Origin of the sequence: Streptococcus sp. 27098_8_91, assembly GCF_041432385.1 — a bacterium.
In the GTDB taxonomy this organism is placed as follows: Bacteria; Bacillota; Bacilli; order Lactobacillales; family Streptococcaceae; genus Streptococcus.
Map to the genome: position 1 here is coordinate 1 of NZ_JAPVZN010000004.1, position 26095 is coordinate 26095.

Sequence of the window (26095 nt, forward strand, 5' to 3'; positions counted from 1 at the left end):
ACAGGAGCTATTGGCACAGCAGGCGATGAAGTAGCACCAGTAGTGGAAATCCCAGAATACACAGGAGCTATTGGTACAGCAGGTGAAGAAGTAGCTGTTCAGGAAGTAAGCCCAGAATACACAGGCAGTGTCAATGGAGCAGAAGCAGCTATCCATGAAGTCCCAGAATTTACTGGTGGTGTGAATGGTGAAGCAGCAGCTGTTCAAGAAGTAATCCCAGAATACACAGATGAGCAGTCTCTTGTAGCTCTTGCTATGTCACAAGATAAGACTTACCAAGCACCTGCAAGTCATCCATACAAGCTCCCAGAGACAGGTACTAAAGAAAATGCCGGCCTTGCAGCCGTTGGTGTTGTAGGTGCACTTCTTGGTATGTTTGCTATGGGAAAGAAAAAAGACGACGAATAAGATGATGTAAAAGCATCTAATACTCAATGAAAATCAAAGAGCAAACTAGGAAACTAGCCGAAGGTTGCTCAAAGCACTGCTTTGAGGTTGTAGATAAGACTGACGAAGTCAGCTAAAAACACTGTTTTGAGGTTGTGAATAGAACTGACGAAGTCAGTAACATATACCTACGGCAAGGCGACGTTGACGCGGTTTGAATTTGATTTTCGAAGAGTATAAGTCATAGAGATTGGATCAAGAGACTAATCTCGATTATAAAAAGCGGACAAAACTAGTTTTCTGATAAACAGAATCTGGTCTTGTTCGCTTTTTCTTAAAGTGAGGAAGCTGATGGCCACTGAAGTTCTTTGACCAGAATTTTTTAACTTGGGACGAAGAACTTACGATTGTGTTAAGTCGCAAGCCAATTTCTACCATTTAGGATGTTTTGATGACAATTTAAGAAAGAGCAATCTTTTCCTAGAAATAAATGCTAAACTATAATTGTTCCTAAACATGATTTAGTAGATCGGTGGTCTGGTTCAACCCTAAAAGAATAGAGCTGATCTTACAAGTTAATCATGAAGAGTATTATTAGATTGGATTTAGAGGTAGCTAGTAGAAAAAAGTAAATCTGAAATTTGATGCTCTTATGTGAGCAAGACTAAGAAGTTAATTCTATTCATTCATTCATTCATTTATTTGTAAAAAGCTTTGGGGAGTATCTATGAAATTTAATAAATATGCCTATCCCTTAGCGCAAGCCTGCTTGGGTTTGTATTTATTCGCTAATGGAGGTAGTTTGATCAATTTAGATATTGGGGTCATCCTTGTGTTATTATCCCTGATTGAGGGAGTAGAAATCTATAAAGAAGAAAGAAAGCATAGATAAGCATCGTTAGTAAGTGGAGATGCTGGAGTTCAGGAAAGAAGAGGTAGTGGTTTGCAAAAGTTGAAAAATAGTTTAAAATTTGTAGGAATGATCTTACTGATTATAAATGTAAATACATTTCCCATGAGAATGTTGGCTCTCGAAGATTCTAGTTCTCTGCCCTTAAAGTGGACGACTAGTATTGGGTATTTGGTACTGGCTACTTTCTTGCTAGTTGCTGTTTGGCGACAATACAAAAAGAAAATTCTGAATCAGCAGAAGGTTTTCAAGTTCACATGGAAGGATTTTGGAATAGCCCTTTTATTTTATGTGGCTACTCGACTAGTAGCGATTGTAGGTACCCTCCTGATCCAAGTGGTTACTGGAAATCCAACATCCGCTAACGATGCTGCCTTGCTGGCTACAAGCGAGCAGGTTACTCGTGTTTTTCCTCTATTTTTCATCGCCTTTCATTTTGCAATTGGTATATTTGCTCCAATCATGGAAGAATTAGTATTTAGAGGATTCTTCAGCCACTATTTTTTTAAAGAAGATCAAAAGTGGTTGAAATTGCTAATAAGTTCTGCGATTTTTGGCTATCTGCATATGTTTTATCCGATAGAGTTTGTAACTTATTTTTTACTGGGAGTGATATTTTACTTAGCCTATGCTCGTAGAGGGAATATCCTTGATTCCATAGCTGTTCATTTGCTAAATAACGGAGTTCTAGTACTGGTATCTATTTTAAACTATCTATTTTTAGTTTTTAGCTAATACTCTTCGAAAATCTCTTCAAACCACGTCAGCGTCGCCTTGCCGTATATTTGTTACTGACTTCGTCAGTTCTATCCACAACCTCAAAACAGTGTTTTGAGCAACCTGCGGCTAGCTTCCTAGTTTGCTCTTTGATTTTCATTGAGTATAAAATATATTCAAAAAATGATTGGTTTAAAGGCTGATCATTTTTCTGTTGCAAAGATCAACTTTTGCTGATAAATGCTGGAGACAGCAATAAAAAAACCAGCGATTCAATCACTGGCTGTTAGATCGTTCTTTTAGGAAGCTCCATTAGTAGTAGACGTTTTTGTATCTGTTGTTTGAGTGCTAGAAGAAGGAACAGTCGGTTGTTCTTTTTTACTGCTAGTATCTTCTTTCTTATCTTCTACACTACTACTAGATTGTGTTGTCGTCTCTTCTTGTGTGTTGTCCTTTGTAGAAGTATTGTCCTTGTTTGGAGTAGTGTTCTCTTTAGGGGATTCCTTTTGAATCTCTTTTATGACAGTTGTCTGGGTTGTCGTAGTTTCTTTTTTAGAGTTATTATTATTGTTGTTGTTATTCATAGCATTCATGATGGTGATGCTTGCAGTAATCAGCCCCAGAATACTACCGATAGTAGCAATCGTTTTTTGAAAAACAGTAAATCCTTTTTTGATGTGTTCCGTTTTGGGTTTTGATGTTCTACGATAATTAGACATAATATCTCTCCTTTACTAAAATTCATTATACCGAAAATCTTTAAAAAAAACTTAAATGAACCTGAACTGCCTTTCTTGTCGCCTGAACTGTTTCGTGATACAATAGAAGGAGTGATTTTAGAAAGCGTGAGAAACCATGATTTACTTTGATAATTCGGCAACTACAAAGCCCTATCCAGAAGCACTTGAAACCTATATGCAGGTGTCTGCAAAAATTATTGGTAACCCATCTAGTCTCCATCGTTTGGGGGAGCAGGCAACACGAATCTTAGATGCTTCTCGTCAACAGATTGCAGATTTAATTGGTAAGAAAAGCGAAGAAATCTACTTTACATCTGGTGGCACTGAAGGAGATAACTGGGTTATCAAAGGGGTTGCGTTTGAAAAAGCTCAGTTTGGTAAACACATTATTGTGTCTGAGATTGAACACCCAGCGGTTAAGGAGTCTGCTCTTTGGCTGAAAAGTCAAGGTTTTGAAGTGGATTTTGCGCCAGTAGATGAAAAAGGTTTTGTAGATGTAGATGCCTTAGCAAATTTGCTTCGAGCTGATACGACCTTAGTTTCTATCATGGCTGTTAACAATGAAATTGGTTCAATCCAACCTATTGAAGCTATCTCAGAACTTTTAGCAGATAAGCCGACTATCTCCTTCCATGTTGATGCGGTTCAAGCCTTGGCTAAGATTCCGACAGAAAAGTATTTGACAGACCGAGTGGACTTTGCGACTTTCTCGAGTCACAAGTTTCACGGCGTTCGTGGTGTTGGATTTGTCTATATCAAGTCAGGTAAGAAGATTATGCCACTATTAACTGGTGGTGGACAAGAGAGTGATTATCGTTCAACTACTGAGAATGTAGCAGGTATTGCAGCAACCGCCAAGGCTCTACGTTTGTCTATGGAAAAACTTGATTTGTTTACGAACAAAACAAGTCAGATGAAGGAAGTCATCCGTCAAGCCCTTCTAGAATATCCAGATATTTTTGTCTTCTCAGATGAGGAAGACTTTGCACCTCATATTCTGACCTTTGGGATTAAGGGGGTTCGTGGTGAAGTCATCGTTCATGCTTTTGAAGACTATGATATTTTCATTTCTACAACGTCAGCTTGCTCGTCCAAGGCTGGGAAACCTGCTGGGACCCTGATTGCTATGGGCATTGATAAGGATAAAGCCCAGTCAGCAGTTCGTCTCAGTCTAGACCTAGAAAATGATATGAGTCAAGTTGAGCAATTTTTGACTAAACTAAAATTAATCTACAATCAAACTAAAAAAGTAAGATAGGAGTATTCATGCAGTATTCAGAAATTATGATTCGCTATGGTGAGCTTTCAACCAAGGGTAAAAATCGTATGCGTTTCATCAATAAACTACGTAATAATATCTCAGATGTCTTGTCCATCTATCCTCAAGTCAAAGTGACAGCAGACCGCGATCGTGCCCATGCTTATCTAAATGGTGCAGACTACACAGCAGTTGCCGAGTCACTCAAGCAAGTTTTCGGGATTCAAAACTTTTCTCCAGTATATAAGGTTGAAAAATCTGTAGAAGTTCTGAAGTCTGCTGTTCAAGAGATTATGAAGGACATCTACAAGGAAGGGATGACCTTTAAAATCTCAAGTAAGCGTAGCGACCACAACTTTGAACTCGATAGTCGTGAACTCAATCAAACGCTTGGTGGAGCAGTTTTTGAAGCTATTCCAAATGTGCAGGCACAAATGAAAAATCCTGACATTAACCTTCAGGTGGAGATTCGTGAAGAAGCAGCCTACCTTTCATATGAAACCATTCGTGGTGCAGGTGGTTTACCAGTTGGAACTTCTGGTAAAGGTATGCTCATGTTGTCAGGTGGGATTGACTCACCTGTTGCTGGTTATCTAGCTCTAAAACGTGGTGTAGATATTGAGGCTGTTCACTTTGCTAGCCCTCCTTACACAAGTCCAGGTGCCCTCAAGAAAGCGCAAGATTTGACCCGTAAATTGACCAAATTCGGTGGTAATATCCAGTTTATCGAAGTGCCATTCACGGAGATTCAAGAGGAAATCAAGGCTAAAGCTCCAGAAGCCTATCTGATGACACTGACTCGTCGCTTTATGATGCGGATTACTGACCGTGTCCGTGAGGTACGAAATGGCTTGGTCATCATCAATGGGGAAAGCCTTGGTCAGGTAGCAAGCCAAACTCTTGAAAGTATGCAGGCTATCAACGCGGTGACCAATACCCCAATTATCCGTCCAGTTGTGACTATGGATAAGCTAGAAATCATTGACATTGCACAAGAAATTGATACCTTTGAAATTTCTATTCAGCCATTTGAAGACTGTTGTACGATTTTTGCACCCGATCGTCCGAAGACAAATCCTAAGATTAAGAATGCTGAGCAGTATGAAGCGCGTATGGATGTCGAAGGTTTGGTTGAACGTGCAGTAGCAGGAATTATGATTACTGAAATTACGCCTCAAGCTGAGAAGGATGCAGTCGATGAGTTGATCGATGATCTCCTTTAATCAGAAAAACCAGAGGAAAAGATAAAATAAGTAAAAAAAGTTAGTTTATTGTCCTAAATTTGGACGGAAACTGACTTTTTTTCTATTTTTATGATATAATTAGATAAAATTTTGAATATAGAGAGTTTTCTGACAATGAATCAATCATATTTTTACCTGAAAATGCGAGAGCATAAATTAGTGGTTCCCTACACAGGTAAGGAGCGCCGGGTTCGTGTTCTCCTCCCAAAAAACTATGAAAAAGACACGGATAGAAGTTATCCTGTGGTGTATTTCCATGATGGACAAAATGTCTTTTATAGTAAGGAATCTTACGTTGGACATTCCTGGAAGATTATTCCTGCTATCAAGCGAAATCCAGATATCAGCCGTATGATTGTTGTGGCTATTGACAATGATGGTCTTGGTCGAATGAATGAGTATGCAGCTTGGAAATTCCAAGAGTCTAATATTCCTGGTCAACAATTTGGTGGTAAGGGAGTCGAGTACGCAGAATTTGTCATGGAAGTGGTTAAGCCTTTTATCGATGAAAACTATCGGACAAAAGCAGACCGTAAACACACTGCAATGATAGGCTCTTCACTTGGTGGCAATATTACCCAGTTTATCGGCTTGGAGTATCAAGATCAGATTGGGTGCTTGGGAGTTTTCTCATCAGCTAACTGGCTTCACCAAGAAGCCTTTGATCGCTATATCGAGCGTAAAAAACTATTGCCTGACCAGCGTGTCTTTATCTATGTTGGAACTGAAGAAGCAGATGACACAGATAAGACACTTATGGCTGGCAATATTAAGCAGGCCTATATCGACTCTTCCCTTCGCTATTATCATGATTTGATAGCGGGAGGAGTGCAGTTGGAAAATCTCTCACTCAAGGTTCAGGCTGGAGCCATTCACCATGAAGTGCCATGGTCAGAAAATCTTCCAGCTTGTCTACGTTTTTTTGCAGAAAATTGGTAAATAGTATAAAGGAGACAGGATATGAATATTGAACATCTTAGCCACTGGAGTGGTCATCTAAATCGTGAAATGTACGTCAATCGTTACGGACACGCAGGTATCCCAGTTGTTGTCTTTGCGTCCTCAGGTGGTAGCCACAATGAATACTATGATTTTGGCATGATTGATGCATGTGCATCCTTTATTGAGGAGGGCCGTGTTCAGTTCTTTACACTTTCAAGTGTCGATAGCGAGAGCTGGCTTGCGACATGGAAAAACGGTCATGACCAAGCTGAAATGCACCGTGCTTATGAGCGATACGTTATTGAAGAAGCTATTCCTTTTATCAAGCATAAGACGGGCTGGTTCGATGGCATGATGACGACAGGTTGCTCTATGGGAGCTTACCATGCTCTTAACTTTTTCCTACAACATCCGGATGTCTTCACCAAAGTCATTACTCTTAGTGGTGTCTACGATGCACGTTTCTTCGTTGGTGATTACTACAACGACGATGCCATCTATCAAAATTCACCAGTAGACTATATCTGGAATCAAAATGATGGTTGGTTTATTGACCGTTACCGTCAGGCTGAGATTGTGATTTGTACTGGTTTAGGTGCTTGGGAGCATGATGGCCTGCCTTCTTACTACAAGTTAAAAGAAGCCTTTGACCAAAAACAAATTCCTGCCTGGTTTGCTGAATGGGGGCACGATGTTGCCCATGACTGGGAATGGTGGCGCAAACAAATGCCATATTTCCTCGGTCACATGAGTCTATAAAAGGAGTCGCATATGAATTATCTTGTAATTTCACCCTATTACCCACAAAATTTCCAACAGTTTAGTATTGAGCTAGCCAATAAAGGAATCACCGTTCTAGGGATTGGGCAAGAACCCTATGAACAACTAGATGAGCCACTGCGCAATAGTTTGACTGAGTATTTCCGAGTTGATAATCTTGAAAATATTGATGAAGTTAAACGTGCAGTTGCCTTTCTCTTTTATAAGCATGGTCCAATTGACCGCATCGAATCACACAATGAATACTGGCTAGAGTTGGATGCTGCTCTTCGTGAACAATTTAATGTCTTTGGTGCCAAACCAGACGACCTCAAGAAGACCAAGTTCAAGTCTGAGATGAAAAAACTCTTCAAAAAAGCTGGAGTTCCAGTTGTGCCAGGTGCTATCATTGAAACAGAAGCAGATGTTGACAAAGCTGTGAAAGAAATTGGCCTTCCTATGATTGCCAAACCTGACAATGGAGTGGGAGCAGCAGCAACCTTCAAGCTTGAAACAGAAGAGGATATCCATCATTTCAAGGCAGAGTGGGACCATTCAACCGTTTATTTCTTTGAAAAATTTGTTACTTCTAGTGAAATCTGTACCTTTGATGGTTTGGTAGATAGAGATGGAAATATCGTCTTTTCTACGACCTTTGACTATGCCCATACACCGCTTGATCTCATGATTTACAAGATGGACAATTCTTATTATGTTCTTAAAGATATGGATCCGAAATTGCGCAAGTATGGTGAGGCAATCGTTAAAGAATTTGGCATGAAAGAGCGATTCTTCCATATCGAGTTCTTCCGTGAGGGTGATGATTATATTGCCATTGAGTACAATAACCGTCCAGCGGGTGGGTTCACCATTGATGTTTACAACTATGCCCATTCTTTTGATTTGTACAAGGGCTATGCAGCGATCGTTGCGGATGAGCCATTCCCTGCTTCACAATTCGAGCCCCTGTACTGCTTGGCAACATCTCGTCGCGCCAATGCTAACTATGTTTATTCAGAAGAAGACTTGCTCGCTAAATATGGTCAGCAGTTCAAAGTAAAGAAAATCATGCCAGCGGCCTTTGCTGAATTGCAAGGAGACTTTCTCTATATGCTAACGACACCAAGTCGTGAAGAAATGGATCAGATGATTAAGGACTTTGGTCAGCGTCAAGAATAATCAAAATTTTGACTTAACAAACTAGCTTTGTTAGGTCTTTTTTTAAGAACAAAAATAAAAGCGTTTTCCCGCAGTATTCTTTTAGAAAATCTGTTGCTAAAAGGCTTAAAAATTGATAGAATAGGGATTGTCTAAAAAATATTAAGGAGAATCTATCAATGGATTTCGCATGGGCAGTCAAATATGCCACTGAATTTTTGGGAACAGCCATCTTGATCATCTTGGGAAATGGTGCAGTTGCCAACGTTGAACTTAAAGGTACGAAAGGTCACCAAAGTGGCTGGCTCGTTATCGCTGTTGGTTACGGTATGGGGGTTATGATCCCTGCCTTGATGTTTGGTAATGTTTCTGGTAACCACATCAACCCAGCCTTCACTCTTGGTCTAGCAGTTAGCGGACTTTTCCCTTGGGCACAAGTAGCACCATACATCGTTGCACAAGTCTTGGGAGCAATCTTCGGACAAGCCTTGGTTGTTGCAACTCACCGTCCTTACTACTTGCAAACTGAAAAAGCAAACAATATCTTGGGAACTTTCTCAACAATTTCAAGTTTGGACCACGGTACAAAAGAATCACGCTTCGCAGCAACAGTTAACGGTTTTATCAACGAGTTCGTTGGTTCATTCGTTCTCTTCTTTGCAGCACTTGGTTTGACAAAGAACTTCTTTGGAGCTGAAGTTCTCCAATACATGAAACAAATGGCAACTCAAGCTGGTCAAAATGTTGACTTCTCTGATTTGGCAATTAAAGCTCAAGTAGCGCCTCATACAGCTTCAGGACTTTCTGTTGCTCACTTGGCACTTGGTTTCCTAGTAATGGCCTTGGTAACTTCTCTTGGTGGGCCTACAGGACCTGGTTTGAACCCAGCTCGTGACTTTGGACCACGTCTCCTTCATGCCTTCCTTCCAAAATCAATCCTTGGTCAACACAAGGGTGATTCAAAATGGTGGTATGCTTGGGTACCAGTAGTTGCACCGATTGCAGCAGCTATTGCAGCAGTAGCGCTCTTCAAATTACTTTACCTATAATCACTCAAAACTGGGGAATCCCAGTTTTTTTTGTCTAGGAAAGTCGAGTTTTTAAATAGAGATTCTTAAATCGTCAGACTTTTTTCATTTTAATGCTAAAAGTGAAAATGTGGCGAAAATATGGTAAAATAGAGTACTAAGTAAACGTTAAAAAGGAATATTATGCGTAAAGAGATTGCACCCGAATTATATAATTACAATAAATTCCCTGGTCCTGAATTTCATCTATCTGGAGATAAAGTCGAAGCTGAAGGGTTTACCTTTACTTTGGTTGAAAATAGTAAGGATGCTTTTGATGCAACGGCATTTACTCAACGCTTTTCTGAAGTTTTAAGTAAGTTCGATTATATTGTTGGAGACTGGAGTAATGAGCAGTTGCGCTTACGTGGTTTCTACAAGAATGAGCGAGCAGAAGAGTCTCTTGAGAAAATCAGTCGTTTACAAGATTACCTACTTGAGTATTGTAGCTATGGTTGTGCCTATTTTGTCTTAGAAAACCAAGTGCCTAAGCGGGCGTCCTTTGACCAAAAAATGCGCAAAAAAGAGGAAGAAAAAGATTCTCGAAAAGGAAAGAAACCTTCTCAAAACAAGAAAAGAAATCATACAGATAAAAGAAATAGACGACGTTCAAAAGAACAAAAATCCCAGAAAGAAGACAAGGGGCAGCGTCATTTCGTCATTCGTCAGAAGTGAGTAGAAAATAAGGAGAAAACATGAAACCGTCGATTTATAGTTTAACCCGCCAAGGGATGCAAGAATGGGCACTTGAACAGGGAGAAAAAAAATTCCGTGCAGATCAAATCTGGGAATGGCTCTACCGTAAACGTGTTCAGTCTTTTGAGGAAATGACTAACTTGTCAAAGGATTTGATTGCCAAACTCAACGATCAGTTTGTGGTAAATCCTTTGAAACAACGCATCGTGCAAGAGTCAGCCGATGGTACTGTGAAGTACCTCTTTGAGTTGCCAGACGGTATGTTGATTGAGACGGTACTGATGCGTCAACACTATGGTTTGTCAGTCTGTGTAACCACGCAGGTAGGCTGCAATATCGGTTGTACCTTCTGTGCATCAGGCTTGATCAAGAAGCAACGTGACCTCAATAACGGTGAAATCGTTGCTCAGATTATGTTGGTTCAAAAGTATTTTGACGAACGTGGACAAGATGAACGTGTTAGTCATATCGTTGTTATGGGTATTGGAGAACCTTTTGATAACTACAATAATGTCTTGAACTTTATCCGTACCATCAATGATGATAAGGGAATGGCAATCGGTGCTCGTCATATCACCGTATCAACTTCTGGCTTGGCTCACAAGATTCGTGAGTTTGCCAATGAAGGAGTACAGGTTAACCTTGCTGTTTCTCTTCATGCTCCAAACAATGAACTGCGTTCAAGCATTATGAAGATTAACCGTGCCTTTCCGATTGAAAAACTCTTTGCAGCTATCGAGTACTACATCGAAACAACCAACCGCCGTGTAACTTTTGAGTATATCATGCTAAATGAAGTCAATGACGGAGTCGAACAAGCACTTGAGTTGGCAGAATTGCTTAAGAACATTAAGAAATTGTCCTATGTTAACTTGATTCCTTACAACCCAGTTAGTGAGCATGATCAGTATAGCCGAAGCCCTAAAGAGCGTGTCATGGCCTTCTATGATACACTCAAGAAAAAAGGTGTCAACTGTGTCGTTCGCCAGGAACATGGTACAGATATCGATGCAGCTTGTGGACAGTTGCGTTCAAATACCATGAAGCGTGATCGTCAAAAAGCAGTAGCTGAAGTAAATCCATAAGATGAATCGAAAAACATTACTAAGCTTTGGAGTGCTTTTATACAGTCTTAGTATCGTCTGTTTTTGCTTTAGTCCCCAGCCTCAACTTCCTACAGGAGTGGAAACTCCAGGTATTCAAACTTTTGGACGCCTGGTTTTTCTTTTGACGCCTTTTAACTCTTTGTGGAACCTGGGAGAAGTAACCAGCCCTATACAACTGTTTTGGATTTTTTTGCAAAACGCCTTAAATATCCTCTTGCTCTTCCCATTAATTTTCCAGCTTCTCTATCTCATCCCTAGTCTAAGAAAAACGAAGAGAGTGATTTTGTTTAGCTTTTTATTGAGCTTAAGCATCGAGTGCACACAATTAGTTTTGGATTTTTTCTTTGATTTCAATCGGGTCTTTGAGATTGATGATTTATGGACCAACACTTTGGGTGGCTACCTGGCTTGGGTCCTTTATAAACTACTACATAAAAACAAGATAAGGAATTAAAATGAGTATCTTAGAAGTTAAAAATTTGAGTCACGGTTTTGGTGACCGTGCGATTTTTGAAGACGTGTCCTTCCGTCTCCTTAAAGGTGAACACATCGGATTAGTTGGTGCTAACGGTGAAGGAAAATCAACCTTCATGAGCATCGTAACTGGTAAAATGTTACCTGATGAAGGTAAGGTGGAATGGTCTAAATATGTGACAGCAGGTTACCTGGACCAGCATGCAGTTCTCAAAGAAGGTCAAACTGTGCGTGATGTTCTTCGCACTGCCTTTGACGAATTATTCAAAGCTGAAGCACGTATCAATGAACTCTACATGGAAATGGCAGAAGAGGGCGCTGATATTGATGCCCTAATGGAAGAAGTCGGCGAACTTCAGGACCGTTTGGAAAGTCGTGACTTCTATACCTTGGATGCTAAGATTGACGAAGTCGCGCGTGCTCTTGGTGTCATGGATTATGGTATGGATACAGACGTAACAGCCTTATCTGGTGGACAAAGAACCAAGGTACTTTTGGCCAAACTTCTTCTTGAAAAGCCAGATATCTTGTTGCTTGACGAGCCAACCAACTACCTGGATGCTGAGCATATTGACTGGCTTAAGCGCTATCTCCAGAACTATGAGAATGCTTTTGTCCTTATTTCGCACGATATTCCATTCCTCAACGATGTGATCAATATCGTCTATCATGTAGAAAATCAACAGTTAACTCGCTATTCCGGGGATTACTACCAGTTCCAAGAAGTCTATGCCATGAAGAAATCGCAGCTGGAAGCAGCCTATGAGCGTCAACAGAAGGAAATTGCTGACCTCAAGGATTTCGTAGCCCGTAATAAGGCGCGTGTCGCAACTCGTAACATGGCCATGTCTCGCCAGAAGAAATTGGATAAGATGGACATTATCGAACTTCAAAGTGAGAAACCAAAGCCGTCCTTTGATTTTAAACCAGCTCGTACACCAGGTCGCTTTATCTTCCAAGCCAAGGATTTGCAGATTGGTTACGACCGCCCACTTACAAAACCATTAAATCTTACCTTTGAACGCAATCAGAAGGTTGCTATCATCGGTGCCAATGGTATCGGTAAAACAACTCTATTGAAGAGTCTTTTGGGGATTATTCCACCCATTGCTGGGGAAGTTGAACGCGGTGACTACTTAGAACTTGGTTACTTTGAGCAGGAAGTAGAAGGTGGTAATCGCCAAACACCACTAGAGGCTGTTTGGAATGCCTTTCCAGCTCTCAACCAAGCAGAAGTTCGTGCAGCCCTTGCTCGTTGTGGTTTGACCACAAAGCATATTGAAAGTCAGATTCAAGTTCTATCAGGTGGGGAACAAGCCAAGGTTCGTTTCTGTCTCTTGATGAATCGTGAAAACAATGTTTTGGTGCTAGACGAGCCTACCAACCACTTGGATGTGGATGCCAAGGATGAGCTAAAACGAGCTCTGAAAGAATATAAAGGCTCTATCCTTATGGTTTGCCACGAACCAGACTTCTACGAAGGATGGATGGACCAAATCTGGGATTTTAACAACTTAACTTAAAATGAGAGTAAAAGAAATACAGTACCTAACGAGGATACTGTATTTTTTGGTTTTTAAGATTTAAAATTGTAGTCTTTCACTATTTCGATACTATCGATAGTGATAGCAGTAGTTGGTTTGTCTTTTTCGTCTTTTTCAGCTTTGGCAATCTTGTCAACAACATCCATACCGTCGATAACTTGACCAAAGACAGGATGTTTTCCGTCTAGACTAGGGTTCCCACCTTCTTTGTAGGCTTCGATAATTTTCTTTGGATAGCTACTTGTAGGAAGTTTGGCAGAAATGTCTGTTGTATTTTGGTTGATGAAGAACTGGCTACCATTGGAATTTGGTTGGCCAGTATTAGCCATGGAGAGAGAACCACGGATGTTATAGAGATATGGAGAGATTTCGCTCTTGAAACCAGTTCCATGGTCTTTAGTCTTGTCCTTATCGTGCCAGATGGATTCGCCACCTGTACCATCCCCTTTTGGATCACCAGTCTGAACCATAAAGCCATCAATCACTCGGTGGAAGGTAACGCCATTGTAGTAGCCTTCCTTAGCGTGAGTTAGGAAATTTTCAACCGCAAGAGGGGCTAGCTTTGGAAAGAGTTTGATACGGATATCTCCTTGACTTGTATGGAGAATGACTTCAGCCTCGTCTTCAGCAACTTCTTTAGATAGTTGTGGAAAATTGGCATTTTCATTTGTCAAGGCGTCTTTAAGATCCTTGGCAGATTGGGCAGCTGCTTTGGAACTTTCTTCGGCAGCCAAGCTAGAATCTACATAGTCATCGCCTCGCAGACTACGTTGGATACTGCTACATCCAGCAAGGGCAAAAGTTGAGATTAATAGAAGTGTTGCTATTTTTTTCATGGGAATCCTTTCAAAAATCATTTCTACCATTGTACCCTAATTGAAAGTGGATTTCAAATATTAGTAGTTTACAGAACTGGCTTAGATAATAGTTGGGATTTCATCATCATCTTGAAAATCTTCAACTTCTTCTTCCCCAGCAAATGGTTTCTGAAAAGAACTTAGTATAAAACGGGCAATTGGTCCGACAATTAGGAAGTTTAGAGGAAGAGCTGCAATAAAGTTTACGATCCAGGCACTTAGATAGGTCTTGGGTGTGATAGCAATGCCATTGTAGAAAAGTCCATAGAAGGACATGAAAGTGACCATGAGAACTGCCATTCCTCCAGAAATTGTAATGATTTTCTGCCAGCGTTTATGATGATCCTTGAGGATACGAAAGGCAATTGACTTAACGATTGGTCCAACAAGGATGACATCCAATAAAAAGGCTGTGACAAAACCAGGAATGTAACCAAGGGCTAAATGATGTAGTGAAAGTTGACCAACAATAAAAAGATTCCAAATAGACATACCGAGTACCATCATGGAACACATTAGTGTTGTAAATAAAAGAGCTTCTTTGAAATTTCTAGGCATTATAGTCTCCATTTCTTTTTGATTAGACATCAGTTTATCATAAAAAATTTTTCTCGTAAGTGAATTGATTAGATTTTTTTAGAAACTGTTTTCAAAAAAATCAACCTGACTTGGTTGATTAAAGATTCTTCTTTGGATGGCGGTCAATGATTGCTTGATGGTCTTTGAGTACCTGTTCTCTCCTTTTGGAGTTAGTCTATAACCGCGAATCGAGAAGTGACCAGTTAATTCTTCTTTTGAAAAATGGTCATGAAGGGCTTGATTCAGGTCGGCAGCCTTCATTTTAGAAAGTCCAGTAACTCCTTCTTCAGGAGATTCTTTTTCATGGTGCTATTTAGATGGTCAAGCGAGTCAAAAGCAGTTTCGACAAGAGCATAGCCTTTTTCAACAAGCGTTTCTAAATGTTTTGGGGCATCAATGCCATATGTGTATTCAAAATACTTAGGAAACCAAGTTTCTGTAGTAAAGGTACCAAACTGAATTCGCCAGAGGAGGATAATATCTCCTGCCAGGAGATTGTCTTCTAGTAGTTCCATATTTCGTTTTGGGACAGGCTTGGGATTTAGTAGCCAAGCCTCTATATCACGATCAGGAGAGATATAAGGTTTGACTTGATGGTCTTTGTAAATATTCTCTAGACTAGTATTCATAAAGTTTCTCTTTCTAATTTATACCTACTAGTCTAACAAATTTCTAAAAAATTTAAAAATTTTAAAGTCTGTCAAGTTTTTTTCTTGACACCTCTTAGAAATCTGCTATAATAGAACATGTGCTAAATGGCTCAGCTATTTCACCAAACTAAAAAAATAAAAGAAAAGAGATATTAAAAATGGCAGTAAAAATCCGTTTGACTCGTATGGGTTCTAAGAAAAAACCTTTCTACCGTATTAACGTAGCAGATTCACGTTCACCACGTGACGGACGTTTCATCGAAACAGTTGGAACTTACAACCCACTTGTTGCTGAAAACCAAGTAACTTTGAAAGAAGACCGCGTTCTTGCATGGTTGGCTGATGGAGCTCAACCTTCAGACACAGTACGCAACATCCTTTCAAAAGAAGGCGTATTGAAGAAATTCCACGATTCTAAATTCTCTAAATAATTCTAAAGTAGGTTGACAGATGGATACGATTGAAAATCTCATTATTGCAATTGTGAAACCTTTGATTTCACAACCAGATGCCTTAACTATCAAGATTGAAGATACACCAGAATTTTTGGAGTATCATTTGGATCTTGACCAAAGCGATGTGGGTCGTGTGATTGGTCGTAAGGGTCGCACTATCTCTGCGATAAGAACGATTGTCTACTCTGTCCCAACTGAAGACAAAAAAGTAAGAATCGTTATTGACGAAAAATAAAAAAGCGGGACGGATGTCTCGCTTTTTTGCTAGGAGTAGGATATGAAGGATTTAACAGTTAGACAACTACAAGCCTATTTGCTAGAACATTACCAGCAGTCTCGGACTGAGGAAGGTCTTTTTATCAAGCTAGTGGAGGAAGTTGGAGAAGTAGCCGAGGTTTTGAATGGACGCTCTGGTCGAAAAGAAGGGGTTCAGGATTCTAACGAGGAACTTGCTAAAGAACTTGCTGATATTATTCACTACACTGTCGCAATTGCGGCCATCAACGATATAGATTTAACCAAGATCATTTTTGAAAAAGACAAAAAGGCTGCCATCAAGTATCACCATGAACGAGATTTGGAAGGATATTTAGAAGCCGAAGGTCAGAACTAGCTTTTTCCTCCAACTTGTGAAAATACCTAGAACGTGATAAAATAAAGGGAGAAACATACACAGGAGATCAAATGAACTATTTTAACGTTGGAAAAATCGTCAATACGCAAGGTTTACAAGGTGAGATGAGAGTCTTATCTGTGACGGATTTTTCGGAAGAACGCTTTAAAAAAGGTGCAGAGCTGGCCTTGTTTGATGAGAAGGATCAATTTGTTAGAACAGTGACTGTCGCAAGTCATCGTAAGCATAAGAATTTTGATATTATCAAATTTAAGGATATGTATCACATCAATGATATTGAAAAATACAAGGGCTACAGTTTGAAGGTTGCGGAAGAAAACCTTAATGACCTGGATGAGGGTGAATTTTACTATCACGAAATTATCGGCTTAGAGGTCTACGAGGGTGACAATTTGATTGGAACCATCAAGGAAATCCTTCAACCAGGTGCCAATGATGTCTGGGTAGTTAAGCGCAAGGGGAAACGTGACCTGCTTTTACCATACATCCCACCGGTTGTGCTAAATGTTGATATTCCCAATAGGCGTGTGGATGTAGAACTCTTAGAAGGGTTAGACGATGAAGATTGATATTTTAACCCTCTTTCCAGAGATGTTCTCACCGCTAGAACATTCCATCGTTGGGAAGGCACGTGAAAAAGGGCTTTTAGATATCCAGTATCATAATTTTCGTGAATATGCTGAAAAGGCCCGTCATGTCGATGACGAACCTTACGGTGGTGGTCAAGGGATGTTGCTACGTGCGCAGCCAATCTTTGATGCTTTTGATGCCATTGAAAAGAAGAATCCACGCGTGATTCTCCTCGATCCTGCTGGTAAGCCGTTTGATCAAGCCTATGCTGAAGATTTAGCTCAAGAAGAAGAACTCATCTTTATCTGTGGTCACTACGAGGGCTATGATGAACGGATCAAGACCCTAGTGACTGATGAGATTTCTCTAGGTGATTATGTGCTAACGGGTGGAGAACTGGCAGCAATGACTATGATTGATGCGACGGTTCGCTTGATACCAGAAGTAATTGGTAAAGAAACGAGTCACCAAGATGATAGCTTTTCATCAGGACTTCTTGAATACCCTCAGTACACACGTCCTTATGATTATCGTGGCATGGTAGTTCCAGAAGTGCTTATGAGTGGGCACCATGAGAAGATTCGTCAATGGCGTCTCTATGAAAGTCTCAAAAAAACTTATGAACGTAGACCAGATTTGTTGGAACATTACGAATTAACAGCAGAAGAAGCCAAAATGTTAGCAGACATTAAAGAAAATATAAATTAAAAGGAGAAGCCTATGCAAGTCATTAAACGTGATGGACAAGTTGCCGACTTTGATCCAGATAAAATCTATCAAGCCATTCTCAAAGCTGCTCAAACAGTTTATGTTTTGACAGATGATTTACGTCAAAATCTAGCTCAAGTAACTAAAAAAGTTGTCTTGGATCTAGAAGAGGCAAAAGTGGAGCGTGCGACGATCAGCATGATTCAATCAATGGTTGAGCATCGCTTGCTTGGCGCAGGCTATATTACCATCGCTGAACACTATATCTCTTACCGTTTGCAACGTGATTTAGAGAGAAGTGGTTACGGAGAACACATTGCTGTTCACCTTCATTTTGAACAAATTCGTTAATAGAAAAGAGTGAGATGAAGAAAACTCATCTCACTCTTTCTTAAATCGATTTTTTTGGGCAGTTTGGACAGTTGAGGGAACAAAACTCACTTTCCGAATATCTGGGATTCGAATAATTCGGGTCACATTTTTTGCAAAATTTTTAACGATAATTTGCTGGCGGTCCGTATCATATTTGATGATATCACCTGTAAAACTCGTATCAGAAAAAATAATGTGGACAGCAGTTTTTTTTAGGAGCGCCTCTTTAATGGCACTTGTCAGGGAGTCGGCTTTGGAATGATCTGGTTCTTCTCGCCCGTCGAGAAAGCTTTGGAACTTTTGTTGAATGTGTTTAAATAAATCTTTCATCGGAGCCTCCCTTCTTTTTAACATTATTATATACAATTTTAAAAAAATCTACAAGATTTTACGAATAATCAAGTGAAGACAATCAAAAGGAGAATATAATGGCAGAATTTACATTTGAAATCGAAGAACACCTACTCACACTCTCAGAGAATGAAAAAGGTTGGACTAAGGAAATCAATCGTGTTAGCTTTAATGGAGCACCAGCGAAGTTTGACATTCGTGCTTGGAGTCCAGACCACACTAAGATGGGGAAAGGAATCACCCTCTCAAACGAAGAGTTCCAAGTGATGGTGGATGCCTTTAAAAATCAATAAGCGTTTATGCAAACATAAATGAAAAGAGGAAGGGAAAAAATCCCGGCCTCTTTTTTATTTTTGTGAAAAGTAAGGTTGGCTACTAAGGCGTTGAAGGAGTGGGCGTCCGATAAAACTGATGGCAATAATTTTTGCAAGATCAGGAATGATAAAGGGAAGCACACCGACAGCGAGAGCCTTGTCAATAGGCATACCAGCAAGGAAGTGGAGGCTGAGGATACCACCGACAAAAACAAGTGAATCACCCAAGAGATTAGCTAGGAAAATACGTATAACACTACTATTTGTGTGAGTTAAGTAGGAAGCAATCCCTGCATAGACAAGGTCAAACCAAAGGTAACCCGCGCTTGGGCCAATCAGAACATGAAAACCAGCTCCACCACTAGCAAAAACGGGAAGTCCAATAGCACCAAGCAAAAGATAAAGTCCTACAGAGAGAACAGCTTCCCTAGATCTAAAAACAGTAGCAATGAGACCAATAGCAAAGTTTTGCAGAGTAAATGGAACAGGTCCAATTGGAATGCTAATTTGGGCTAATACTGCAATCAGAGCAGCGCCTATTGCTGGAATAGCATAAATGTGTGCTTTTTTCATAATAGTTAACCTCTTTTATAATTTATAGTAACTATTATACTGAAAGAGATATAAATGTCAACCTATTTTAAAAATAAAGGTTACAAACTTGTAACGGCCGATTTAAACCAAAAAGAGACCAAGGGGTCTCTTTGAGGGATTAACGCATAGTCACAAACTCTTCTGAACCAGTTGGATGGATAGCAACGGTAGCATCAAAGTCAGCTTTTGTAGCTCCCATTTTGATAGCAACTGCAAAACCTTGAATCATTTCGTCAACTCCGTAGCCGATACCATGAAGACCAACAACCTTTTCGTCTGCACCAGCTGTAACGAGCTTGAAGCGAGCTTCTTGACGGTGGCTGGTAACTGCTGAATACATAGAAGCAAATTTTGAAGTATAGACTTTGATGTTTTCTTGTCCATACTCTTTAATGGCTTCTTCTTCAGTTAGCCCAACAGTTCCAATAGCAGGGTGTGAAAAGACAACAGTTGGAATAGTAGTGTAGTCCATTTTGGCATTGGTTTTTCCATTGAAAAGTCTTTCAGAGAGTGTACGTCCAGCCTTGATAGCAACAGGAGTCAGTTCCTTTTCACCGGTGACATCACCAAGGGCGTAGATACCATCAACGACTGTGTTTTGGTATTCGTCAACTTGGATGAAACCACGTTCATTGAGAGTAACGCCTGCCTTTTCTAGCTGGAGTCCTTCAACGTTTGGATGGCGACCAGTTGCCCAGATAACTTGACTGGCAGTATGAGTACTACCATCTTCGAAATGAATGGTAATGCCTTGTTCAGTTTCTTCAAGTTTAGCAGGAACCTTATGGGTGTGGAGGTTTAATCCAGTATTTTCCATTTCTTGAACCAAGCTCTCAACAATATAGCTATCAAATCCACGAAGTGGACGTTCACGACGGACAAATAAATCAGTCTGTACACCAAGAGTATGGAGCACGCCAGCTAATTCGACAGCAATGTAACCTGCCCCAAGAATGGCTACAGATTCAGGCAACTCTTCCCAAGCAAAGACATCATCAGAACTACCACCTAGTTCTGCACCAGGAATGGCAGGGATTTGAGGATGTGCACCAGTCGCAATCACGATGTGCTTAGCTCGGATCAACTCTCCATTGACACTAACAGTATGAGCATCAACGAACTCGGCGCGTCCTTCAATCAAATCAACTCCGTTACGCTTAAAGCTTCCACCATAAGAAGAGCGAGCACGATCAATATAGGCTTCACGATTTTTACGAAGCCTTGCATAATCAAATTCATTACCAGTACTTGTAAAACCATAGTCTGGTCCATATTTGTGGATGCTCTCTGCGATTTGAGCTCCGTACCACATAATTTTCTTAGGAACGCAGCCAATATTGACACAGGTTCCACCTAATTTCTTTTCCTCAATAACTGCCGCTTTAGCACCATGTTCACCAGCACGATTCATGGTAGCAATACCCCCGCTACCTCCTCCAATGGCGATAATATCGTATTCTCTCATAGAAAGCTCCTTTGTTGTTTTCTAGTCATATTCTATCTTTTTTTGGAGGTCAATGCAAAAATCTGCTACGCTTAAAAATTTTTAAGAAAATGCTTGCAAAAATAAAAAAGAAAGTGTATTATATAACTAATACAACAATAAAAGATTTAGCAAATGTTTTTGGATAATAAGAAATCAATTGTCCATTTTTGGGACTTGTGCTATAATCTTAATATATATTTGTAAAGAAGGAGTTCTTATGAAAAGAAAGAAAATCGCCAAGAAATGGCCTTTATATACCGCTATCGGAGTTGCATCAGCCCTCGTAATTGGTGCAGGAGCTATTCTCTTATTTAGACAACCAAACCAAAGTGCAGCAATTGACGAACCTGCTAAAATTGCTGTAGCTAAAGAAGGAACGGTTGCTTCATCGGTTCTTCTATCGGGTAGTGTAACTGCACAAAAAGAACAATATGTTTATTTTGATGGCAGCAAGGGAGATTTGGATGAGGTTCTAGTTTCAGTTGGTGACAAGGTAAGCGAAGGCCTGGCCTTAGTCAAGTATAGTAGTGCAGATGCTCAAGCAGCCTATGATGCTGCCAGTCGTGCAGTTGCTAAAGCTGACCGTCATATCAATGAATTGAATGAGGCTCGAAATACTGCTGCAGCAACACCTGTGCTCCCTCAAGCAGGGATTGAAGGCGCTACGGACCAAGCCCAAGCGCAATCTTCTACATCAGCTACAGCTTCTATTGATTCACAAATCAGTGATGCCCGTGATGTTCGTGCGGACGCAGCGGCACAACTTGAAAAAGCCCAGGCTCAGTTGGATGCCGCTACAGTTTTGAGTACTGTAGAAGGTACAGTTGTTGAAGTAAACCGCAATGTTTCAAAATCACCAACGGGAAGTAGCCAAGTTTTGGTTCATATCGTAAGCAATGACAATTTGCAGGTCAAGGGAGAGCTTTCTGAGTACAATCTTGCCAATCTTTCTGTCGGCCAAGAAGTAACCTTTACTTCAAAGGTTTACCCAGATAAAACTTGGAATGGTAAGATTAGCTATATTTCAAATTATCCAAAGAACAGTAGCGAAGCAAGTAGTAGCTTAGCTGGTTCAAACTCAGGATCTAAGTACCCATATACGGTCGATGTAACTAGTGAAATTGGCGATTTGAAGCAAGGATTTACTGTTAGTGTTGAAGTCAAGAATAAGAGCAAGGCCTTGATCGTTCCAATTTCGAGTGTAGTTATGGAAGAAGACAAAAACTATGTTTGGATTCTTGATGAAAATCAAAAGGCCAAAAAAGTTGAAGTTGGATTGGGCAATGCGGACGCAGAAAACCAAGAAATCACATCTGGTTTGACAGATGGAGCAAAAGTCATCAGTAATCCGACAGCTTCCTTAGAAGAAGGGAAAGAGGTGAAGACTGATGAAGCAACTAATTAGCCTCAAAAATATCTGCCGTAGCTATCGAAATGGTGACCAAGAACTTCAAGTCCTTAAAAACATTAACCTAGAAGTTCAAGAGGGAGAATTTGTAGCTATCATGGGACCATCCGGTTCAGGTAAGTCAACCCTCATGAACACCATTGGGATGTTGGATACTCCTACAAGTGGTCAGTATTTTCTAGATGGCAAAGAAGTAGCTGGTTTGGGTGAAAAACAATTAGCCAAGGTTCGAAATCAGGAAATCGGCTTCGTCTTTCAACAATTCTTTCTCTTGTCTAAAATGAATGCTCTCCAAAATGTGGAACTTCCTCTGATTTATGCAGGAGTTGGTGCTTCAAAACGTCGCAAATTAGCAGAAGAATATCTGGAAAAGGTTGAACTGACCGAGCGTAGCCATCATTTACCTTCGGAGTTGTCAGGTGGTCAGAAGCAAAGGGTTGCCATAGCGCGTGCACTTGTTAATAATCCTTCGATTATCTTGGCAGATGAGCCTACTGGAGCCCTTGATACTAAAACAGGAAACCAGATTATGCAGCTCTTGGTTGAATTAAACAAAGAAGGAAAAACAATTATTATGGTAACGCATGAGCCTGAAATTGCTGCTTATGCCAAACGTCAGATTGTCATCCGTGATGGTGTTATTTCGTCTGATAGTGTCCAAGTAGAAAAGGAGGAAAATTAAGATGCAGAATCTGAAATTTGCCTTTTCATCTATCATGGCTCACAAGATGCGCTCCTTCTTGACCATGATCGGTATTATCATCGGTGTTTCCTCTGTTGTAGTTATCATGGCCTTGGGAGATTCCATGTCTCGTCAGGTCAATAAAAATATGACCAAGTCCCAGAAAGACATCCATGTCTTTTTCTCACCTACCAAGAGTAAGGACGGTTCCTTTACCCAGAAGCAGTCTGCTCTAACTCTGTCTGGTAAAGAGGAAGATGTTTTTGTTGAACCACCAAAACCTCAAGAATCCTGGGTTAAGGAAGCTGCTAAACTCAAGGGAGTGGATAGCTACTATGTAACCAACTCAGCCAATGTGACCTTGACTTATAAGGATAAAAAGGTCGAACACGCGAACATGACGGGTGGAAATGTCACTTATATGGATGCGGTCGAAAATGAAATCATTGCAGGTCGTGGACTTAAAGCACAAGATTATAAGGATTTCGCAAGTGTTATCATCCTAGATGAAGAACTAGCCAATAGCCTTTTTGGTTCAGCAAAAGAAGCCCTCAACCAAATTGTTGAAGTAAATGAAATCAGTTACCGTGTTATTGGTGTTTATGCAAGTAAAGAAGCTAAGGCTGCGAAAACATTTGGAGTCGGAGGACTACCAATTACGACCAATATTTCCTTAGCAGCTAATTTTAACACAGATGAGATTTCAAATATTGTCTTCCGTGTCAATGATACTAGCTTAACCCAGACTTTAGGACCAGAGTTAGCAAGAAGAATGACAGAGATTGCAGGTCTTCAACAAGGGGAATATCAAGTTGCAGATGCGTCTGCTGCCTTCCAAGAAGTTCAACAACTCTTTGGCTTCATAACAACGATTATTAGTGCTATTGCGGGTATTTCCCTCTTTGTCGGTGGTACTGGTGTTATGAACATTATGCTTGTTTCAGTGACAGAGCGTACCCGTGAGATTGGTTTACGGAAAGCACTAGGAGCAACACGGGCTAATATTCTGGTTCAGTTCTTGATTGAATCCATGATTTTAACCTTATTAGGTGGATTCATTGGTCTACTGCTTGCTGTAGGGGTGACCATGCTTGCAGGAGTTCTTCTTCAAAATATGATTGCAGGAATCGAAGTTGGCGTATCCATCCCAATCGCTCTCTTTAGCTTAGCTGTCTCAGCTGGCATCGGTATGATATTTGGTGTTCTACCAGCCAATAAAGCTTCTAAGCTAGATCCGATTGAAGCTCTTCGCTATGAATAAGATAATCAACAGGAAAAACAAGATGGACACTTGTCTATCTTGTTTTTGTATGGATTTCCCTATCGAAATTCATTAAAAATGTGATATAATGAAGTGTTAGAAAAACAGGTTTCATTTGCCTGGAAAGGAAATATTATGTCTGAAAAGAATTTTTATATTACAACACCGATTTACTATCCATCTGGGAAACTTCATATTGGTTCTGCCTACACAACCATCGCTTGTGATGTCCTAGCTCGTTACAAACGCCTCATGGGCTACGATGTCTTTTATTTGACAGGTCTTGATGAGCATGGTCAAAAAATCCAGCAAAAAGCAGAAGAAGCTGGAATTACACCACAAGCTTATGTTGATGGGATGGCGGTTGGCGTCAAAGAACTCTGGAAATTATTGGATATCTCATACGATAAATTTATCCGTACAACTGATGACTACCATGAAAAAGTAGTGGCTCAAGTTTTTGAACGCTTGCTTGCTCAAGATGACATCTACCTAGGTGAATACTCTGGTTGGTATTCAGTTTCAGATGAGGAATTCTTTACAGAAAGTCAACTTGCGGAAGTTTTCCGTGACGAAGCTGGAAATGTGACGGGCGGTATCGCTCCATCAGGCCACGAAGTGGAATGGGTATCTGAAGAGTCTTACTTCCTTCGCCTCAGCAAATACCAAGACCGCTTGGTCGAATTTTTCAAATCACATCCTGACTTCATCACTCCTGATGGTCGTCTGAATGAAATGCTGCGTAACTTCATTGAGCCAGGTTTGGAAGACTTAGCAGTATCTCGTACAACCTTTACCTGGGGTGTACCAGTCCTATCAAATCCAAAACACGTTGTCTACGTTTGGATCGATGCCCTTCTTAACTATGCGACAGCTCTTGGTTATGGTCAAGATGAACATGGTAACTTTGATAAGTTCTGGAATGGAACAGTCTTCCATATGGTTGGGAAAGACATCCTTCGTTTCCACTCCATCTACTGGCCAATCCTTCTTATGATGTTGGATGTTAAATTACCTGACCGCTTGATTGCCCATGGTTGGTTTGTCATGAAAGACGGTAAGATGTCTAAGTCTAAAGGGAATGTCGTTTATCCTGAAATGCTGGTAGAGCGCTATGGTCTCGATCCACTTCGTTACTACCTCATGCGTAGCCTTCCAGTTGGTTCAGACGGAACCTTCACTCCAGAGGACTATGTAGGGCGTATCAACTATGAATTAGCAAATGACCTCGGAAACCTCCTCAACCGTACGGTTTCAATGATTAACAAGTACTTTGATGGTCAAATTCCTGCCTATGTAGAAGGTGTGACAGAATTTGACAATGCTCTTGCTGACGTTGCAGAACAATCAATCGCTGACTACCATACCTACATGGAAGCAGTTGACTATCCACGTGCACTTGAAGCAGTCTGGACTCTTATCTCACGTACAAATAAATACATCGATGAGACAGCTCCATGGGTACTGGCTAAGGACGAAGCGCACCGTGACCAATTGGCAAGTGTGATGAGCCACTTGGCAGCTAGCCTTCGTGTCGTAGCTCACTTGATTGAGCCATTTATGATGGAAACTAGTCGTGCAGTCTTGACTCAACTTGGTCTAGCAGAAGTTTCTAGCCTTGAAAACTTAAATCTAGCAGACTTTCCTGCAGGTGTAACAGTAGTTGCTAAAGGAACACCAATCTTTCCACGCCTCGATATGGAAGAAGAGATCGCCTATATCAAGGAACAAATGGAAGGCAACAAACCAGCAGTTGCAAAAGAATGGAATCCAGACGAAGTAGAACTCAAACTTAACAAAGAAGAAATCAAGTTTGAGGACTTTGACAAGGTCGAAATCCGTGTCGCAGAAGTCAAAGAAGTTTCTAAAGTAGAAGGTTCTGACAAGTTGCTTCAATTCCGCCTAGATGCTGGTGATGGAGAAGACCGTCAAATCCTCTCAGGAATTGCAAAATACTATCCAAATGAACAAGAATTGGTCGGCAAGAAAGTCCAAATCGTTGCCAACCTCAAACCACGTAAGATGATGAAAAAATATGTTAGCCAAGGTATGATCCTCTCAGCTGAACATGATGGCAAATTAACCCTTCTCACAGTTGATCCGTCTGTACCAAACGGAAGTGTGATTGGGTAAGATTTAAAAGGACCAGTTTAAGCTGGTTCTTTTCTTTTT

Annotated in this window: 30 protein-coding genes and 1 pseudogene; 24 read left to right on the forward strand and 7 right to left on the reverse strand. The window is 40.5% G+C overall.

Features of this window, described 5'->3' with window-relative positions; translation table 11 throughout:
* The 3 genes from O3611_RS04635 to O3611_RS04645 form a co-directional block, all read left to right on the forward strand.
* A partial coding sequence (locus O3611_RS04635) for an SIALI-17 repeat-containing surface protein (protein WP_371607965.1) occupies window positions 1-408 on the forward strand: 408 nt, incomplete at its 5' end.
* 706 nt (window positions 409-1114) lie between these two features.
* Window positions 1115-1279: a hypothetical protein gene (locus tag O3611_RS04640; protein WP_153224781.1), complete on the forward strand. Its 165-nt coding sequence runs from the start codon at window positions 1115-1117 to the stop codon at window positions 1277-1279.
* A gap of 51 nt (window positions 1280-1330) precedes the next feature.
* Entirely contained in the window at window positions 1331-2032 is a 702-nt protein-coding gene (locus tag O3611_RS04645; RefSeq protein WP_228113861.1) for a CPBP family intramembrane glutamic endopeptidase, read from the forward strand.
* A gap of 281 nt (window positions 2033-2313) precedes the next feature.
* Here O3611_RS04645 and O3611_RS04650 read toward each other — a convergent pair whose 3' ends face one another.
* Window positions 2314-2733, reverse strand: coding sequence for a DUF6556 family protein (locus tag O3611_RS04650; RefSeq protein WP_153224782.1), 420 nt, complete (start codon window positions 2731-2733; stop codon window positions 2314-2316).
* 136 nt (window positions 2734-2869) lie between these two features.
* On the opposite strand from O3611_RS04650, the gene O3611_RS04655 reads away from it, so the two are divergent.
* The 10 genes from O3611_RS04655 to abc-f all read left to right on the forward strand — a co-directional run bounded on the left by O3611_RS04655 (window position 2870) and on the right by abc-f (window position 12981).
* Entirely contained in the window at window positions 2870-4012 is a 1143-nt protein-coding gene (locus O3611_RS04655; protein ID WP_153224783.1) for a cysteine desulfurase family protein, read from the forward strand.
* Window positions 4013-4020: 8 nt separating this feature from the next.
* Entirely contained in the window at window positions 4021-5235 is a 1215-nt protein-coding gene (gene thiI / locus O3611_RS04660; protein ID WP_153224784.1) for a tRNA uracil 4-sulfurtransferase ThiI, read from the forward strand.
* Window positions 5236-5370: 135 nt separating this feature from the next.
* Window positions 5371-6195 carry an alpha/beta hydrolase gene (locus O3611_RS04665; protein ID WP_371607966.1) on the forward strand — a complete coding sequence of 275 codons (825 nt, stop codon included), beginning with the start codon at window positions 5371-5373 and terminating at the stop codon, window positions 6193-6195.
* Between the two features lie 21 nt (window positions 6196-6216).
* Complete coding sequence (locus O3611_RS04670) at window positions 6217-6957, forward strand: esterase family protein (protein WP_371607967.1); 741 nt, start codon at window positions 6217-6219, stop codon at window positions 6955-6957.
* Between the two features lie 12 nt (window positions 6958-6969).
* A complete protein-coding gene (locus tag O3611_RS04675; protein WP_371607968.1) occupies window positions 6970-8136 on the forward strand; it encodes an acetyl-CoA carboxylase biotin carboxylase subunit family protein in 1167 nt (388 codons plus the stop codon).
* 158 nt (window positions 8137-8294) lie between these two features.
* Complete coding sequence (gene gla, locus O3611_RS04680; protein ID WP_281335100.1) at window positions 8295-9164, forward strand: aquaglyceroporin Gla; 870 nt, start codon at window positions 8295-8297, stop codon at window positions 9162-9164.
* Between the two features lie 162 nt (window positions 9165-9326).
* Window positions 9327-9857: a YutD family protein gene (locus O3611_RS04685; RefSeq protein ID WP_371607969.1), complete on the forward strand. Its 531-nt coding sequence runs from the start codon at window positions 9327-9329 to the stop codon at window positions 9855-9857.
* 20 nt (window positions 9858-9877) lie between these two features.
* Window positions 9878-10963 (forward strand): 23S rRNA (adenine(2503)-C(2))-methyltransferase RlmN, encoded by a 1086-nt coding sequence (gene rlmN / locus O3611_RS04690; protein ID WP_153224790.1) that lies wholly within the window; start codon window positions 9878-9880, stop codon window positions 10961-10963.
* 1 nt (window position 10964) lies between these two features.
* Window positions 10965-11438: a VanZ family protein gene (locus O3611_RS04695; protein WP_371607970.1), complete on the forward strand. Its 474-nt coding sequence runs from the start codon at window positions 10965-10967 to the stop codon at window positions 11436-11438.
* 1 nt (window position 11439) lies between these two features.
* Window positions 11440-12981: a ribosomal protection-like ABC-F family protein gene (abc-f, locus tag O3611_RS04700; protein ID WP_049549120.1), complete on the forward strand. Its 1542-nt coding sequence runs from the start codon at window positions 11440-11442 to the stop codon at window positions 12979-12981.
* 53 nt (window positions 12982-13034) lie between these two features.
* Here abc-f and O3611_RS04705 read toward each other — a convergent pair whose 3' ends face one another.
* From O3611_RS04705 to O3611_RS04715, 3 genes and pseudogenes are all read right to left on the reverse strand, one after another.
* Entirely contained in the window at window positions 13035-13838 is an 804-nt protein-coding gene (locus O3611_RS04705; protein WP_075231938.1) for a peptidylprolyl isomerase, read from the reverse strand.
* A gap of 81 nt (window positions 13839-13919) precedes the next feature.
* Entirely contained in the window at window positions 13920-14135 is a 216-nt protein-coding gene (locus O3611_RS04710) for a hypothetical protein (RefSeq protein WP_060956389.1), read from the reverse strand.
* 400 nt (window positions 14136-14535) lie between these two features.
* Window positions 14536-15067 (reverse strand): annotated as a pseudogene (locus tag O3611_RS04715) (hypothetical protein).
* A 179-nt stretch (window positions 15068-15246) separates the two neighbouring features.
* Here O3611_RS04715 and rpsP point away from each other — a divergent pair.
* The 6 genes from rpsP to O3611_RS04745 all read left to right on the forward strand — a co-directional run bounded on the left by rpsP (window position 15247) and on the right by O3611_RS04745 (window position 17806).
* Window positions 15247-15519, forward strand: a complete 273-nt coding sequence (rpsP, locus tag O3611_RS04720; RefSeq protein WP_000268760.1) for a 30S ribosomal protein S16 — start codon at window positions 15247-15249, stop codon at window positions 15517-15519.
* A gap of 19 nt (window positions 15520-15538) precedes the next feature.
* Entirely contained in the window at window positions 15539-15778 is a 240-nt protein-coding gene (kphA, locus tag O3611_RS04725) for an RNA-binding protein KphA (protein WP_000379617.1), read from the forward strand.
* 42 nt (window positions 15779-15820) lie between these two features.
* Window positions 15821-16156 (forward strand): MazG nucleotide pyrophosphohydrolase domain-containing protein, encoded by a 336-nt coding sequence (locus O3611_RS04730; protein ID WP_371607971.1) that lies wholly within the window; start codon window positions 15821-15823, stop codon window positions 16154-16156.
* 71 nt (window positions 16157-16227) lie between these two features.
* A complete protein-coding gene (rimM, locus tag O3611_RS04735) occupies window positions 16228-16746 on the forward strand; it encodes a ribosome maturation factor RimM (protein ID WP_311522653.1) in 519 nt (172 codons plus the stop codon).
* Window positions 16736-17455 carry a tRNA (guanosine(37)-N1)-methyltransferase TrmD gene (gene trmD, locus O3611_RS04740; RefSeq protein ID WP_371607972.1) on the forward strand — a complete coding sequence of 240 codons (720 nt, stop codon included), beginning with the start codon at window positions 16736-16738 and terminating at the stop codon, window positions 17453-17455. Before rimM ends, trmD begins: the two co-directional genes overlap by 11 nt.
* A 12-nt stretch (window positions 17456-17467) precedes the next feature.
* A complete protein-coding gene (locus O3611_RS04745) occupies window positions 17468-17806 on the forward strand; it encodes an ATP cone domain-containing protein (protein WP_001196044.1) in 339 nt (112 codons plus the stop codon).
* A gap of 30 nt (window positions 17807-17836) precedes the next feature.
* Here O3611_RS04745 and O3611_RS04750 read toward each other — a convergent pair whose 3' ends face one another.
* Window positions 17837-18157, reverse strand: a complete 321-nt coding sequence (locus O3611_RS04750; RefSeq protein WP_049509144.1) for a hypothetical protein — start codon at window positions 18155-18157, stop codon at window positions 17837-17839.
* A gap of 98 nt (window positions 18158-18255) precedes the next feature.
* Here O3611_RS04750 and O3611_RS04755 point away from each other — a divergent pair, with 98 nt between their 5' ends.
* Window positions 18256-18471: a YdbC family protein gene (locus O3611_RS04755; RefSeq protein WP_000807425.1), complete on the forward strand. Its 216-nt coding sequence runs from the start codon at window positions 18256-18258 to the stop codon at window positions 18469-18471.
* A gap of 54 nt (window positions 18472-18525) precedes the next feature.
* Here O3611_RS04755 and O3611_RS04760 read toward each other — a convergent pair whose 3' ends face one another.
* Together O3611_RS04760 and gor are read right to left on the reverse strand one after the other, a co-directional pair.
* Entirely contained in the window at window positions 18526-19065 is a 540-nt protein-coding gene (locus O3611_RS04760) for a biotin transporter BioY (RefSeq protein ID WP_371607973.1), read from the reverse strand.
* 139 nt (window positions 19066-19204) lie between these two features.
* Window positions 19205-20551 carry a glutathione-disulfide reductase gene (gene gor / locus O3611_RS04765; RefSeq protein ID WP_371607974.1) on the reverse strand — a complete coding sequence of 449 codons (1347 nt, stop codon included), beginning with the start codon at window positions 20549-20551 and terminating at the stop codon, window positions 19205-19207.
* A 238-nt stretch (window positions 20552-20789) separates the two neighbouring features.
* Between gor and O3611_RS04770 the strand changes: the two genes are divergently transcribed.
* The 4 genes from O3611_RS04770 to metG all read left to right on the forward strand — a co-directional run bounded on the left by O3611_RS04770 (window position 20790) and on the right by metG (window position 26056).
* Window positions 20790-21977 carry an efflux RND transporter periplasmic adaptor subunit gene (locus O3611_RS04770; protein WP_371607975.1) on the forward strand — a complete coding sequence of 396 codons (1188 nt, stop codon included), beginning with the start codon at window positions 20790-20792 and terminating at the stop codon, window positions 21975-21977.
* The gene (locus O3611_RS04775; protein ID WP_371607976.1) at window positions 21961-22662 is read left to right on the forward strand and encodes an ABC transporter ATP-binding protein; all 702 of its coding nucleotides are present in this window, start codon (window positions 21961-21963) and stop codon (window positions 22660-22662) included. Before O3611_RS04770 ends, O3611_RS04775 begins: the two co-directional genes overlap by 17 nt.
* 1 nt (window position 22663) lies before the next feature.
* Window positions 22664-23923, forward strand: coding sequence for an ABC transporter permease (locus tag O3611_RS04780; protein ID WP_371607977.1), 1260 nt, complete (start codon window positions 22664-22666; stop codon window positions 23921-23923).
* A gap of 135 nt (window positions 23924-24058) precedes the next feature.
* Window positions 24059-26056, forward strand: a complete 1998-nt coding sequence (gene metG, locus O3611_RS04785) for a methionine--tRNA ligase (protein ID WP_371607978.1) — start codon at window positions 24059-24061, stop codon at window positions 26054-26056.
* Window positions 26057-26095: the final 39 nt, after the last annotated feature.